This is a genomic window from Pseudomonas sp. NPDC090592, assembly GCF_044769185.1.
Lineage (GTDB): Bacteria > Pseudomonadota > Gammaproteobacteria > Pseudomonadales > Pseudomonadaceae > Aquipseudomonas.
On the sequence record NZ_JBIVXJ010000036.1, the window covers coordinates 1 to 13,630 of the forward strand.

General features: G+C 57.7%; 12 protein-coding genes. 5 read left to right on the forward strand and 7 right to left on the reverse strand.

All coding sequences use genetic code 11. The features are described from left to right. From ACIQUI_RS24545 to ACIQUI_RS24565, 5 genes are all read left to right on the forward strand, one after another. Positions 1–747 (forward strand): 2-hydroxy-3-oxopropionate reductase (locus ACIQUI_RS24545; protein WP_403203250.1); only part of this gene is annotated, 747 nt, incomplete at its 5' end. A gap of 177 nt (positions 748–924) precedes the next feature. Further along, positions 925–1,593, forward strand: a complete 669-nt coding sequence (locus ACIQUI_RS24550; RefSeq protein WP_403203251.1) for a GntR family transcriptional regulator — start codon at positions 925–927, stop codon at positions 1,591–1,593. A 258-nt stretch (positions 1,594–1,851) separates the two neighbouring features. Next, positions 1,852–2,598, forward strand: coding sequence for a gluconate 2-dehydrogenase subunit 3 family protein (locus ACIQUI_RS24555; RefSeq protein ID WP_403203252.1), 747 nt, complete (start codon positions 1,852–1,854; stop codon positions 2,596–2,598). Between the two features lies 1 nt (position 2,599). Next, the gene (locus ACIQUI_RS24560; RefSeq protein WP_403203253.1) at positions 2,600–4,372 is read left to right on the forward strand and encodes a GMC family oxidoreductase; all 1,773 of its coding nucleotides are present in this window, start codon (positions 2,600–2,602) and stop codon (positions 4,370–4,372) included. Between the two features lie 14 nt (positions 4,373–4,386). Continuing rightward, positions 4,387–5,712 (forward strand): c-type cytochrome, encoded by a 1,326-nt coding sequence (locus tag ACIQUI_RS24565; RefSeq protein WP_403203254.1) that lies wholly within the window; start codon positions 4,387–4,389, stop codon positions 5,710–5,712. Positions 5,713–5,831: 119 nt separating this feature from the next. Here ACIQUI_RS24565 and ACIQUI_RS24570 read toward each other — a convergent pair whose 3' ends face one another. The 7 genes from ACIQUI_RS24570 to ACIQUI_RS24600 form a co-directional block, all read right to left on the reverse strand. Then, positions 5,832–7,259, reverse strand: a complete 1,428-nt coding sequence (locus tag ACIQUI_RS24570; protein WP_403203255.1) for an aldehyde dehydrogenase family protein — start codon at positions 7,257–7,259, stop codon at positions 5,832–5,834. Between the two features lie 77 nt (positions 7,260–7,336). Next, complete coding sequence (locus ACIQUI_RS24575; protein ID WP_403203256.1) at positions 7,337–8,833, reverse strand: CoA-acylating methylmalonate-semialdehyde dehydrogenase; 1,497 nt, start codon at positions 8,831–8,833, stop codon at positions 7,337–7,339. 3 nt (positions 8,834–8,836) lie between these two features. Then, positions 8,837–9,196, reverse strand: a complete 360-nt coding sequence (locus ACIQUI_RS24580) for a RidA family protein (RefSeq protein WP_403203257.1) — start codon at positions 9,194–9,196, stop codon at positions 8,837–8,839. A 139-nt stretch (positions 9,197–9,335) separates the two neighbouring features. Then, positions 9,336–10,217: an IclR family transcriptional regulator gene (locus tag ACIQUI_RS24585; RefSeq protein ID WP_403203258.1), complete on the reverse strand. Its 882-nt coding sequence runs from the start codon at positions 10,215–10,217 to the stop codon at positions 9,336–9,338. Then, positions 10,214–11,383 carry an NAD(P)/FAD-dependent oxidoreductase gene (locus ACIQUI_RS24590; protein ID WP_403203259.1) on the reverse strand — a complete coding sequence of 390 codons (1,170 nt, stop codon included), beginning with the start codon at positions 11,381–11,383 and terminating at the stop codon, positions 10,214–10,216. The genes ACIQUI_RS24585 and ACIQUI_RS24590 overlap by 4 nt, the downstream gene beginning before the upstream one ends. Continuing rightward, positions 11,380–12,849, reverse strand: coding sequence for a 2Fe-2S iron-sulfur cluster-binding protein (locus ACIQUI_RS24595; RefSeq protein ID WP_403203260.1), 1,470 nt, complete (start codon positions 12,847–12,849; stop codon positions 11,380–11,382). Before ACIQUI_RS24595 ends, ACIQUI_RS24590 begins: the two co-directional genes overlap by 4 nt. Next, on the reverse strand, positions 12,846–13,592 hold the full coding sequence (locus ACIQUI_RS24600; RefSeq protein WP_403203287.1) for an ABC transporter permease: 747 nt from the start codon (positions 13,590–13,592) through the stop codon (positions 12,846–12,848). Before ACIQUI_RS24600 ends, ACIQUI_RS24595 begins: the two co-directional genes overlap by 4 nt. Positions 13,593–13,630: the final 38 nt, after the last annotated feature.

The following is a 13,630-nucleotide window of genomic DNA, read 5'->3' on the forward strand; positions in this document are numbered from 1 at the left end:
AACCCGAAGGAAGTGGCCCAGGAAGCCGAGTTCATCATCGTCATGGTCCCCGATACCCCACAGGTCGAAGCCGTCCTGTTCGGTGAAAACGGCGTCGCCGAAGGTGTAGGCCCGAACAAGATCGTGATCGACATGAGCTCGATCTCCCCTACCGCCACCAAAGCCTTCGCCGAAAAAATCAAGGCAACCGGCGCCGCCTACCTGGACGCCCCGGTGTCCGGTGGTGAAGTCGGTGCCAAGGCCGCGACCCTGAGCATCATGGTCGGTGGCTGCCCGAAAGCCTTCGAGCGCACCCTGCCGCTGTTCGAAGCCATGGGCAAGAACATCACCCGCGTGGGTGGCAACGGTGACGGCCAGACTGCCAAGGTTGCCAACCAGATCATCGTCGCCCTGAACATCCAGGCTGTTGCCGAAGCCCTGCTGTTCGCTGCCAAGAACGGCGCGGATCCTGCCAAGGTGCGTGAAGCACTGATGGGCGGCTTTGCTTCGTCGAAAATCCTCGAAGTGCATGCCGAGCGCATGATCAAGGGTACCTTCGACCCAGGCTTCCGCATCAACCTGCACCAGAAAGACCTGAACCTGGCCCTGCAGGGCGCCAAGGAACTGGGCATCAACCTGCCCAACACCTCCAATGCCCAGCAAGTGTTCAACACCTGCCAGGCCCTGGGTGGCGGCAACTGGGACCACTCGGCGCTGATCAAAGGCCTGGAACACATGGCCAACTTCTCGATCCGCGGCGACGAATAAGCCAACGCCTGGCCCCGTGGGCCTGCCCGCACTGGCACGCGGACAGGCCCGTACCAGCGTTTTCAATGAAGGATATGTAACTTGCGGCCCACAGCCTGACTCCTGCTAAAATTACTGCCCGCCTGCCCAGACGTGCGATGGTGCGCTGGCATGCATTAATTTTGGCTGAGGTAGGTTATGTCTTCTGGTGCTTCACCCCTGGGTGAATTGGCAAAAATCGAGCGCATGCACCTGCATGACACTGTACTCGATCACTTGCGCCGGTTCGTCATCGAAGGGACTTTGAAACCAGGCATAAAAATCAATGAGCGCGAACTCTGCGAGGTGCTTGGTATTTCCCGTACGCCGCTGCGAGAGGCGCTCAAAGTACTCGCCATGGAAGGCCTCATTGAACTCAGGCCTAACCGCGGCGCCCGCGTCGCACAGATGAGCGATGTGGAAATACGCGAAACGTTCGAACTCATGAGTGGCATCGAGGCTTTCAACGGTCAGCTTGCCTGCGAGCGAATAACCGATAGCGAAGTTCAGACAATACGTTCCCTGCACTTCCAGATGCTTCAAGCCAAAGCCAGTGACGACCTGTCACTGTATTTTGAAAAGAACGCAGCCATTCATGATGCCATCAGCCTCGCCGCTCGCAATGAAACGTTGAGGAAGACTTACCTCACGCTCAATCGAAAAATCCAGGCCGTACGCTATTCCTCCAACCGCACAGAGCAGAAGTGGGAACGCGCCATTCACGATCATGAAGCAATGATCGAAGCACTCGAGAAGCGCGATGGCGAGCGCCTGAAGGCCATCCTGCGTAACCACATTCTTGACGCAGGCGGCCTGCCTCGCGTCTGACGCAACCCCTTACGGCAGCTACGGCTGCCCCTGTATCCCCCCTCCAGGCTGCATCCGCAGTCCCGCGCTTGATCCAGCTCAATTCTTCCCCATCCGCAGTCCCTGTCCGGGTGCGCGCCTGCGCCCGAAATAAGCTGGATCGAAGCGCCGCACCACTCCAGGCCTAGACGCATTTTATATTTTGAATGCAAAATACCAAAATGATGAGCCAAGCACTCGTCATTCGCACCACCCACTCATGCCTGAGAGGTCACCCTCGTGAGCCAACAAGACCAAGAAAAACCCTATGAATCGAGGCGAGCGTTCTTCAAGAAAACGTTGACGCTGATACCGCTGACAGTCATCGCCAGCCAAGTGCCTGGCCTGGCCACGGCCACGCCGGCTGCAGACAACCACGTGAAGGCAACTGACCGCGACCCGGCCAAAGCCTACTCACCGCTCTTTTTCAATGAGATCGAATGGGCATTCATCAATGCGGCGTGCGCCCGGCTGATCCCCCAGGATGAACTGGGGGCCGGCGCGATCGAAGCGGGGGTTCCCGAGTTCATTGATCGACATATGCAAAGCAGCTATGCGGCCGGTGATATCTGGTACCTGCAAGGCCCTTACTACGACGCGGGTCCGGAGTTTGGTTACCAGGGCAAGCTGCCGCCGCGCGACATACTGCGCGTGGGGATTTCTGCCCTGAACGCCTGGTGCCAGAAAGAACACGCGGGCAAGCGCTTCAGTGAACTGTCCGCCCCTGAACAAGACGGCATTCTCAAACGCGTCGAAGCCGGTGAGATCAAAACCGAGGGCGTGCCAGCCAAGGTGTTCTTCACACACCTGCTGAACGAAACCCTGTACGGCTTTTTCGCCGACCCGCAGTACGGCGGGAACAAAGACATGGTGGGTTGGAAGCTGGTGGGTTACCCAGGCGTACGCGCCGATTTCATGGACTGGGTCGACCAAACGTCGAAGCCCTACCCGTTACCGCCCGTAAGCATGTCTGGTCGTAGAGGTTGATATGGCAATACAAGAAAAAGTCGATGCCGTGATCGTTGGTATGGGTTGGACCGGTGCAATTCTCGCCAAGGAGCTGACCGATGCTGGCCTTAAAGTCGTCGCCCTTGAGCGGGGTGCCGACCGGGATACCTACCCTGATTTTGTCTACCCAAAAGTCAATGACGAGCTGGCCGGGTCAGTGCACCGCAAATACCTGCAAAGCCTGAGCAAGGAAAGCCTGACGATCCGCCACAACGTAGCCCAGCGCGCCGTCCCCTATCGCCAGATGGGCTCGTTCAAGCCCGGTGATGGTGTGGGAGGGGCCGGCACGCACTGGTCTGGCTGTCATTTCCGTGCGCTGCCCGAAGACTTCAACCTGCGCTCCAACTACGAAAGCCGCTATGGCAAAGCTTTCATCCCCAAAGAGATGACCATTCAGGACTTCCCCGTGAGCTACACGGAACTGGAGCCGCATTTCGATCATTTTGAACAGGTCTGCGGCACAGCCGGGCAAGCGGGCATCATCAACGGTCTACCCATCACCGGAGGCAACCCGTTCGAGGGCTCACGCAGCAGGCACTTCCCGTTAGCGGCCAACCCCGATTACCTGGGCGGAAAAGCCTTCGCTAAAGCTGCCTCGGAATTCGGCTACCACCCCTATCCCATTCCAGCGTCGAACGCATCTGGCCCCTATAAAAACCCTTACGGATGTCAACTCGGCCCGTGCAACTTCTGTGGTTTCTGCAGCGACTACGGGTGCTTGAACTACTCCAAAGCCAGCCCCAACGCATGCATCTTGCCGGTACTGCGCCAGCGCAAAAATTTCGAACTCAGGCCGAACTCGCAAGTACTCCAGGTCGAGCTGGATAGCGACAAGAAGAAAGCGACAGGGGTTACCTACCTGGACGCCTCGGGGCATGAGCAGACGCAGCGAGCGGACCTGGTGATCCTCGCAGCGTTCTCCTACCTCAACGTCCACCTCATGCTGCTTTCGGGTATTGGCAAACCTTACGATCCGAAGACTGGCGAAGGCGTGGTCGGGAAGAATTACACCTATCAGAACTTGACGCGCATGACGCTGTTCTTCGACAAAAGCGTGCAAGGTAACCCATTCATCGGCATCGGTGGCGCAGGGCAAGTCATCGACGACTTCAACGGCAACCAGATCGACAATGCCAAGCTGGGGTACCTGGGCGGCAGTGTGTTGTGGGCGCGCCAGCCAGGCGGCGGCCCGGTGCGCGGCATCAGCCTGCCACCCGGTAGCCCAAAATGGGGCAGCGGCTGGAAGAAAGCGGCACAGGACAATTTCCGTCACCAGTTCTACTGGGAAGTCCAAGGGGCCAACATGGCTTATGAGGACTGCTACCTCGACCTCGACCCTACCTACAAGGATGCCTTTGGCCGCCCAATGCTGAGGATGACATTCGACTGGAAGGAAAACGAAATCAGAGCCAACCAGTACATGGTCGGCAAGCTTGAGGAAATGGCCCGCAGTCTCAACCCATTGGCAATCTCGGCAGACGCAAAGAAACCAGGCGAACACTACAACACCACACGCTACCAGAGCACCCATACCTGCGGTGGCGCGATCATGGGCGACAACCCCAGGACCAGCGCAGTCAATCGTTACCTTCAGTCATGGGATGTGCCCAATGTATTTGTAATGGGGGCATGCGTCTTCCCGCAGAACAACGGCTACAACCCGACGGGTATGGTAGGCGCCCTGGCCTACTGGTCAGCGAAAGCCATCCGGGAACAGTACCTGAAAGCCCCAGGCCCTATGGTGCAAGCATGAGGAGCCTTGCCGGGATGAACATTCGAGTCTCATTGGCGACCGCTCTGCTTGCGGCAGCTCCGGCGCTCTGGGCAGAAGACTACAAGAGCCCGGAGCTGATCAAACAGGGGGAATACCTGGCACGGGCCGGGGACTGTGTGGCTTGTCATACTGCAAAAGGCGGTAAGCCATATGCCGGAGGCCTGTCAATGGCCACTCCGATCGGCACCATCTTCGCCACCAATATCACGCCCGACCCAGACACGGGCATCGGGCGATACTCACTCGAAGACTTCGACAAAGCGGTGCGTCATGGCATAGCCAAAGAGGGGTACACACTGTACCCGGCTATGCCCTATCCCTCGTACGCCAAGGTCACGGATGACGACCTGAAAGCGCTTTATGCATTCTTCATGAATGGCGTTGAGCCTGTCGCTCAAGCCAACCGGGAGAGCGAAATCCCCTGGCCGTTATCCATGCGATGGCCGCTGAGCATCTGGCGCAACCTGTTTGCGCCAGCGGTCGAGCCGATGGCTGCGACGGGGCCACTGAAGTACGAAAGTGCCCAGATTGCCCGGGGGGCTTATCTGGTTCAAGGGCTTGGGCATTGTGGGAGCTGCCACACACCACGGGCTGTGACACTCCAGGAGAAGTCGCTGGATGAGCGAGATCCAACCTATCTGGCAGGAGGCCAGGTCATCGATGGCTGGGTTGCCATCAGCTTGCGCGCAAATGCTCCGGACGGCCTGGGCGAGTGGAGTGAAGAAGACATCGTTCAAACGCTGCGAAATGGCCGAAATGCGCATTTCTCATCGATAGGCGCCATGAACGATGTGATCCAGCACAGTGGGCAGTTCTTGAGCGATCAAGATCTTTCAGCGATCGCCCAGTATCTGAAATCGCTTCCGGCCAGTGCAGGTTCTACAAAAGTGGCATTCAAGGCGGACGATGCAACTGCAAAGTCACTTTGGTCGGGTGAGTCTCCAAGCCGCGGAGCCGAGATCTACGTTGATAACTGCGCCGCGTGTCACCGGACTGACGGGCACGGCTACAGCGAGGTGTTCCCCCGACTGGCCGGCAACCCATCGGTACTCTCGGAAGATCCGAGCTCGATGATCCGTGTGATATTGAGCGGCAGCAGGCTGCCTTCCACTCAACAAGCGCCGTCTGACCTTGTCATGCCCGATTTCGGCTGGCGGTTGAATGATCAGGAAACGGCACAGCTCGTTTCGTTCATCCGCAACAGCTGGGGCAACAAAGCTCCAGAGGTTACAGCCACGCAGGTCAGTGAGGTAAGGAAAGCGATAGCACAGGAGCATCATCATCTGGCTAGCGACTCTCAAAAAAACATGAAGCACTGATCGGTAAGCCGGAGTCACTTTAATGGCTCACGGCATCCCTATTGGATACATCTGTAATTCCCGACCTGATCCATCAAGACTGGGGCAGACATCCATGTCTGCCCCCGCAGGAAAAGATCTCAGCTCCCCCAGCCCACTACGCCTTTGATTTCCAGGAAGTCGTGGATGCCCCACCCTGCATACTCTCGACCATTACCTGACTGTTTATAACCACCAAACGGCGCAAAGGTGTCCCAGTCGGGATAATTGAGGTAAACCGAGCCTGCCCGCATGCGACCTGCGACTGCCCTTGCTTTATCAATGTCCCGGGATTGCACATAGGCCGCGAGGCCGTAAACCGTATCGTTGGCGATCTCGATGGCCTGCTCCAGCGTGTCGTACGGAAGGATCGACAGAACCGGGCCAAAGATTTCTTCACGGGCGATGGTCATTTGTGGCGTCACGTTGCCAAATACGGTCGGACGCACGTAATAGCCTTTGTGCAGGCATTCGGGGCGCTCCAGACCACCGGCCACCAAAGTGGCACCCTCTTCAATACCGGTTGCGATCAGTCCCTGAATCTTGTTGAACTGTGCTTCGCTGATGACAGGGCCCAGGTTGGTTGCTTGCTCCAAGGGGCTGCCGGTGACCAGTTGCTCGGCCGTGTGCCTGGCAATTTCCAACGCCTGGGCATGCAGGGATGCCGGAACCAGCATACGCGTAGGCGCATCGCAGGACTGGCCAGAGTTGGAGAAGCACCCCTTCACCCCCTTGGCGACAGCGACCTCAAGATCTACATCATCAAGCAGGATATTGGCCGATTTGCCTCCCAGTTCCTGGGCAACCCGCTTCACCGTATCAGCCGCTGTCTTGGCAACTATAATACCTGCGCGAGTCGAGCCGGTGAACGACACCATGTCCACTTTAGGGTGGCTGGCCATATGTTGGCCAACATCCGGTCCGGTACCATTAATCAGGTTGAATACCCCTGCCGGCACACCTGCTTCATGGAGAATCTCGGCAAAGATGATACCGGTGAGCGGTGCAATTTCGCTCGGCTTCAACACAACGGTGCAACCGGCCGCAATCGCCGGCGCCACTTTGCAGACGATCTGATTCAGAGGCCAATTCCATGGCGTGATCAGGGCGCAGACGCCAATTGCCTCGCGAACCACATGGGTAGATCCGTGCTGCTCGCTGAACTGAAATGATTCCAGCGCTTTGATAGTTGACTCAAGGTGAGCACGGCCACTCCAGATCTGAGCGTCGCGAGCAAAATGCAACGGAGCCCCCATCTCCTGGCTGACGGCTTTGACCAAGTCTTCATAGCGCAGGTTGTAGACCCGCAAGATCTCCTTCAGCAAAGCCAGTCGCTCAGCAACCGGTTGTACCGAAAAAGCCGGAAATGCTTTAACTGCAGCAACTACTGCCTTGTCGACATCCTGGGCATCGCCCACAGCGATTTTGATGAATGGCTGCTCAGTGGAAGGATCGACCACGTCCAAAGTATTTCCGGACTCCGCGGCGACCCACTGGCCGTCAATGTAAAACTTCTGGGCGTTGTTCATGACTGTCTCCACGTTGGGTACATAGCCGCGTGGGCAGGATTACCACACGCGGGAAGTCGGATCTGACGAGTTGCAAATCAACTGTTGCTAGGGAACGCGAACTGCGCGGCCTCGTGAGAGGTGCGCTGTGGCCAGCGCTGAGTGATCGCTTTGCGCCTGGTGTAGAAGCGAACGCCGTCCGGACCGTATGCATGCAGGTCGCCAAACAACGAGCGCTTCCATCCGCCGAAGCTGTGATAGGCCACAGGCACTGGAAGAGGCACGTTGACGCCAACCATCCCCACTTCGATTTCGTCGCAGAACAGGCGTGCTGCCTCACCATCACGGGTGAAAATGCAGGTGCCGTTACCGTACTCATGATCGTTGATCAGTTGCATGGCTTCTTCCAGGCTCTGCACACGCACGATGCAAAGCACAGGGCCGAAAATCTCTTCCCGATAGATAGCCATGTCCGATGTCACCCGGTCGAACAAGGTACCGCCGATGAAGAAGCCGTTTTCGTGACCGGCGACCTGGAAATTGCGGCCATCGACCAAGAGTTGAGCACCCTCCTCTACGCCGCTATCGATATAACCAGTAACTTTGGTTTTGGCAGCACTGGTAACCAGCGGGCCCATATCCAGCCCGCAGGAGGTACCAGCGCCAATTTTCAGCGCTTTGACTTGTGGAACGATCTTCTCGACCAGTGCGTCAGCGATTTGATCGCCCACACAAACGGCCACGGAAATAGCCATGCAGCGCTCGCCGCACGAACCATAGGCCGCGCCCATCAATGCGTTGACCGCGTTGTTGAGGTCGCAGTCGGGCATCAACACAGCGTGATTCTTCGCCCCTCCCAGGGCTTGCACGCGCTTGCCACGCTTGGTTCCTTCGGTATAGATGTACTCCGCGATCGGAGTAGAGCCGACGAAGCTCAACGCCTTCACATCCGGAGCTTCAATGAGCGCATCTACAGCGACCTTGTCACCGTGTACTACGTTCAGCACCCCCTTGGGCAGGCCGGCTTCTTCAAAGAGTTCGGCGATCAACAAGGTAGAGCTGGGGTCACGCTCAGAGGGTTTCAGGATGAACGTATTACCGCAGGCAATTGCCAGCGGATACATCCACAGCGGCACCATGGCTGGGAAGTTGAACGGAGTAATACCTGCGACCACACCGATCGGCTGGAAGTCGCTCCATGCGTCAATGTTTGGGCCGACATTACGACTGTATTCGCCCTTGAGAATTTCGGGAGCTGCGCTTGCGTACTCGACGTTTTCAATGCCCCGCTTCAGTTCACCGGCAGCGTCTTCGATCGTTTTGCCATGCTCTTCGCTGATCAACTGGACAATGCGCTGCTCATTAGCCTCAAGCAATTGCTTGAAGCGGAACAGCACCTGAGCACGCTTGGCTGGCGGCGTGTTGCGCCAGGCCGGGAAAGCAGCTTTGGCAGCATCAATTGCCTGTTGAACAGTTGCCTTGCTAGCCAGTGGGAGCTTACGGATGGCTTGCCCGGTAGAGGGATTGAAAACGTCTACCGTGCGACCGGACTCCAACACCTTCTGACCACCAATGAGATGATGAACAGTATTCATTGCTCAGCTCCTGACAGCCGCTTGAACAGCGATTTCAACCAGAATGTTTTCGGCAGCCAGATTAGCTTCAACCGTTGCGCGGGCTGGCAGTGCGTCTTTTGGAACCCAGGCGTCCCACGCCGCATTCATGTCTGCGAAGTCCTTTACCGCGTGCTTGAGCCAAACTTGAGCGAAGAGGATATGGGATTTATCCGAACCCGCTTCGGCCAGCAGCTCATCAATACGAGCCAGCACTTGGGCAGTCTGCCCCTTTACATCCTGGGTGCGGTCAGCAGGTACTTGGCCGGTAATGTAGACGATGCCATTGTGTACCAGCGCGTGGCTGAGGCGGCCGTTATTCGGTTGAAAGCGAGAGATAGTCATGGGGCATTCCTTCAGTAGTGCGGTGATTAAATGATCGGAGCGCATATCGCTTCGCGTTTAGCTGAGCAAAAGTCCCCCGTTACGCGCCAAAGCGCGTAATTCGGGATACTCATGATGAGGGCGTTTAACCGCCCCGATATCAAGTCATGGGGCGCAAGCTTCGAGCGGCACTCGAAATGGAACGAGCGGCGTTAATTACCTTTGGGGCCAGATCACGTAACGCATCATCCAGAGACCAACGGCTAAAGGGTACGGCGACGTTCACAGCCCCTAACGGATAACCTTTAGCGTTGACCACTGCGCTCGCAACACTAATGTCACCGACATAGAATTCTTCATTGGCGAAGGCATAGCCTTCACGACGTGCCTGATCAATCACTTCATCCAGACGCTCACGTTCAGTGATCGTGTTGGAAGTATGTGCAATCAAATCCGAAGCATCGAGAATGGCTTTGCACTCAGCGGCTGGCAAGGCCGCAAGATAGGCGCGCCCCGCAGCAGTGCAATACATGGGTAAATGCCGCCCCAGTGGCACATGGATGGAAATCTGTCGGTGGCTAGGGAAGCGCGCCACGTAAAGCATGTCCGTGCCACAAGGTTCAAGCAAATTGCAACTTTCTTCAGTACCCCGATTCAATTCATGCAGGTAGGGATTGGAGCGCTCAACCAGATCACTGGTCTGCAGATAACCGGCTCCGAGATCCAGCGAGCGGGGCATAAGGCGGTAGCGCTTCGACTCCGGGTCTTTACCCACATACCCCAACGTCTCGAGCGTGAAAATCGACCGCTGGACAGTACTCTTGTTGAGCCCGGTTACCTGCGCAAGCTCCATCAGGTTCATACTTGGCCGACCGCTGTTGAACGCAGAAATTATCGACAGGCCCTTGGACAGCGCGGTGACAAACAGCGGCGAATCCTCAGCGGCATTCATGGCAGGCTTTCCTTCAGTGGCAACGGAAGTGACGCCCTCGATTGCACGAGGGGACTGGCCTATACGATGCTCTAATTCACGGTTATTCATTCGAAATGACTCAATACAATGCCTGGCTCGGTCACAGGACATCCGCGCTCGAAGCGATCAACGGCAAAGGGTTTCATCCGTTCGTCCACCACGCCATCGACAATTGCCTGAGCCAACATGTCTCCGGCGGCGGGCGCACCGGCGTGACCGTAGCACCAGCCGGCGCTAACGAACAATCCGGGTAAGCGAGGGTGGGCACCTAACATTGGCCCGAAATCCGGAGAGATATGCACCAACCCAGCCCATTGACGGAGAATGCGTGCCTGCCCCAACTGCGGAAACATCTCCAGATAGGCACGCGCCGTAGCCGCCATCACTGGAATATCCGCGTTAATGCTGTCCTGAGGACGCTCAGCCACCTCTGCGCCCCCCACTACTTCGCCCCGCGCGGTTTGATGCATGTAGCAGAGCCTGTCGAGTAACGCGACCGCAGGGCCGATCAAGGGCCTCGTCGGTTCCAATGCCATGGCTTCCAGCCTCATTGGATAACCCTCTAGCGGCACGCCAGCCATTTGCGCCAACGCATTACTGTCGGCCCCGCCAGCCAGCACAACAGTGTCGGCCTGGATACGCGTATCCTCTACCGTCACTCCGCTCACCCTGCCAGCACCGTGATCGATTGCATCCACACGCGTGCGGTAGCGAATCTCAACGCCTAGCCGCTCACAGGCTTGGCGGAACGCATACATTGCCGCGTGATGTGGCGCCACCCCGCTGTCTGGCAAATGCAATGCTGCGCTGACGCGCTCGTGGGCTAGAGCGGGTAGCACTTTCCTCAACTGCGCCTGGTCGAGCAAATGCGAGTTGATATCGCACTCACGATGGACTTCGCGTGTACGGTAAAGCAGCTCCGCCGTTGCTGCGCGTTCGCCGATCATGCTGTAACCCCGACGCGAGAACATCACGTTTTCGCCAAGACGCCGCGACAAGCCGAGCCACAGACGATTCGAATGGGCAAAGAAACGTGTCCATTCAGGTGAGCTGAAAGCGCCACGGATCAACGTACCGTTTCGCCCTGATGCGCCTCCCTGCCAATAGCCAGCATCGAGTACCAGAATATCCCGCACGCCACGTTCAGCAAGACTGAACGCAAGCGACAAGCCCTGGATGCCGCCACCGACGATCAGCACCGAACAACGTGTTGGAAGCGGTTGAAGATCATTCATTGCAACGGCTCCACCACAGACGCCAGCCCCGCGGCCTGCGCAACAGTCAAAGCCCGACGCGGAGGGCGCAGGGTGGGTTTCTGGATGCTTGCCGGAATGACTCCCAAGCGCGCACCTACGTAATCACGCAAAGCGTTCCAGCAAGGTTGCCCTTGGCAAGGCCCCATACCGCATGAGGTCAGGCGCTTGATTACTTCCAGATCGTGGATACCTTGGTCCAGCAGTTCATCCACTTCCGCGCCAGAAACGTCGAAGCAGGGACAAAGCAAGACCGCAGGATCATGCGCATTATGCGGTCTGTCAGGCTCCGCTGCGGCACCAACGCGTTGATAAACGCTTTCCCCACCGAACAACTGCAGACGGCCTTGCGCAGACTGCTGGAAGCTCAAACTGTCATCGAACGCGCCGTGGCCAGACAACACGACGGCATCGCAGGCATGGTAGGCATCCAGTTCGATGCCCCGCACACTGTTGAACCCACAGATTCGTCTCAACTTCTCCATCGGCGCTGCGGTCACCACATTTACACCCAAACCACGTAACTGATTGGCCAACGCGTCTTGCTGACCGACGCCCAGCACTACCACTGCGGCACCTGGCGCAATACGCCGACCGGCAACGAGCGACAGCGCTGTGCGTGCATCCATGACCCCCGGCAACCATGCACCCGCCACAAGCGGTGGAACAGAACGGCGTCCGGTTGCCAGGATCACTTCATCTGCTTCCAACACCAGGGCACCTTCGTTGCCATTCACTGGCGCACCAAGCAGTAACTCACCACCTCGATAGGCGCCAAATACGTCAACGCCAAACAGGCACTCCACGCCAGGATCGAGCGCAGGAGTGCTGGCACCGGCGAAGCGGGCTATGCCCCCTGCCGTCTGCCCACGGGAAACCAGCACCACTTTACGCCCACTCTGGGCAGCAGCATTGGCAGCAGCACAGCCGGCAGGTCCTGCACCAATTACCAGAACCTCGGCGTGTACACGACGGCCTTCCGGTACGACGACTTCTACTTTCGAAGAGGCGGGCTTGGCCACACCGGCGAGGAATGCCAACAACCCTTCCCACCTTTGAAAAAGCTGACCACCGCTCGGTACGATGTTGGTGTGCTCGAACCCACCCTGAATCCACTTGGCCGGCACCAGTCGTGCCAGACGCAACAGATCGATCGACGGCGCAGGCCAACAGTTCTGCATCTCGACCTGCAAGCCTTCTCGCAACAAGCACTGGTCAAGCCGTACGTTCGGCACACCGTCAACACGGGCAAGTACGCCAGTTGCGTAGAAACCCGAAAGCCCCATTGGCCGATGCGCCTTGCGCGTAAATGCCAAGCCACGGATACCATTGGCCAACAGCGCTTCGGCTACGCTGTCGCCTTCGAGCCCATCCAGTTTTCGACCGTTCCAGGTGAACGACAACGGCTGTCCGCTGGCCCCAGGTAGACGCATAGTCTTGCGACTCATGCCTGGCTCCTCTTCTGCGCACGACGCTGAGCAGTGAGGCTGATGGCAAGCATGACGATGGACAGCAGAGTCATCAGGGTCGCCACCACAGCGATAAGAGGATCGATTTCAGAACGCAGCGAGCTGAACATGCGCTTGGTCAAGGTTGCACTGTCCCCGCCGCTGATGAACAGCGAGATCACTGCCTCATCAAGGGACACGGCAAACGCGAACATTGCAGCGGCGATGACCGAAAAGCGGATCTGCGGCAAAGTGATGTCAATGAATGCGCGCAAGCGGCTGGCGCCAAGGATGCACGCGGCGTGCTCCTGCGTCATGTCATAGCTCTTCAAGCCAGCACCGACGTTGATGATCACATAAGGCAATGCAATCAAGGTATGCGCCAGAACGAGGCCTGGGATGCTGTTGTTCAGATCCAGCCGTGCGTAGATGAAGAACAGGCCGATGGCCGTGAAGATCGACGGCACAATCATCGGAGCCATCATCAGCCCACGCAGTACACCCAGGTAACGCTGCTGACTGTTGTGCAACGCATAGGCTGCGGCTGTGCCCAGTGTCGTAGCCACGATCATGGTGATCGTGGCGGTGATAAGCGACACCTGGGTAGCTGTACGCCATTCCACGGAAGCCAGGTAATTGAAGAACGGCTGCAGGCTCAGCGACTGGGGCGGGAAGCTCAGGTATCGAGCATCGGACAGCGACATCGGCAGCACAATCAGCGTTGGCGTGAGCAGGAACAACATGGTTGCTCCGACCAGGATGTATAGCCAAGCGCGTCGCG

Coding starts and splice junctions, on each gene's coding strand:
- ACIQUI_RS24585 (WP_403203258.1), bottom strand. CDS start 10,217: ATGAATAACCGTGAATTAGAGCATCGTATAGGCCAGTCCCCTCGTGCA.
- ACIQUI_RS24590 (WP_403203259.1), bottom strand. CDS start 11,383: ATGAATGATCTTCAACCGCTTCCAACACGTTGTTCGGTGCTGATCGTC.
- ACIQUI_RS24580 (WP_403203257.1), bottom strand. CDS start 9,196: ATGACTATCTCTCGCTTTCAACCGAATAACGGCCGCCTCAGCCACGCG.
- ACIQUI_RS24570 (WP_403203255.1), bottom strand. CDS start 7,259: ATGAACAACGCCCAGAAGTTTTACATTGACGGCCAGTGGGTCGCCGCG.
- ACIQUI_RS24575 (WP_403203256.1), bottom strand. CDS start 8,833: ATGAATACTGTTCATCATCTCATTGGTGGTCAGAAGGTGTTGGAGTCC.
- ACIQUI_RS24565 (WP_403203254.1), top strand. CDS start 4,387: ATGAACATTCGAGTCTCATTGGCGACCGCTCTGCTTGCGGCAGCTCCG.
- ACIQUI_RS24600 (WP_403203287.1), bottom strand. CDS start 13,592: ATGTTGTTCCTGCTCACGCCAACGCTGATTGTGCTGCCGATGTCGCTG.
- ACIQUI_RS24560 (WP_403203253.1), top strand. CDS start 2,600: ATGGCAATACAAGAAAAAGTCGATGCCGTGATCGTTGGTATGGGTTGG.
- ACIQUI_RS24550 (WP_403203251.1), top strand. CDS start 925: ATGTCTTCTGGTGCTTCACCCCTGGGTGAATTGGCAAAAATCGAGCGC.
- ACIQUI_RS24595 (WP_403203260.1), bottom strand. CDS start 12,849: ATGAGTCGCAAGACTATGCGTCTACCTGGGGCCAGCGGACAGCCGTTG.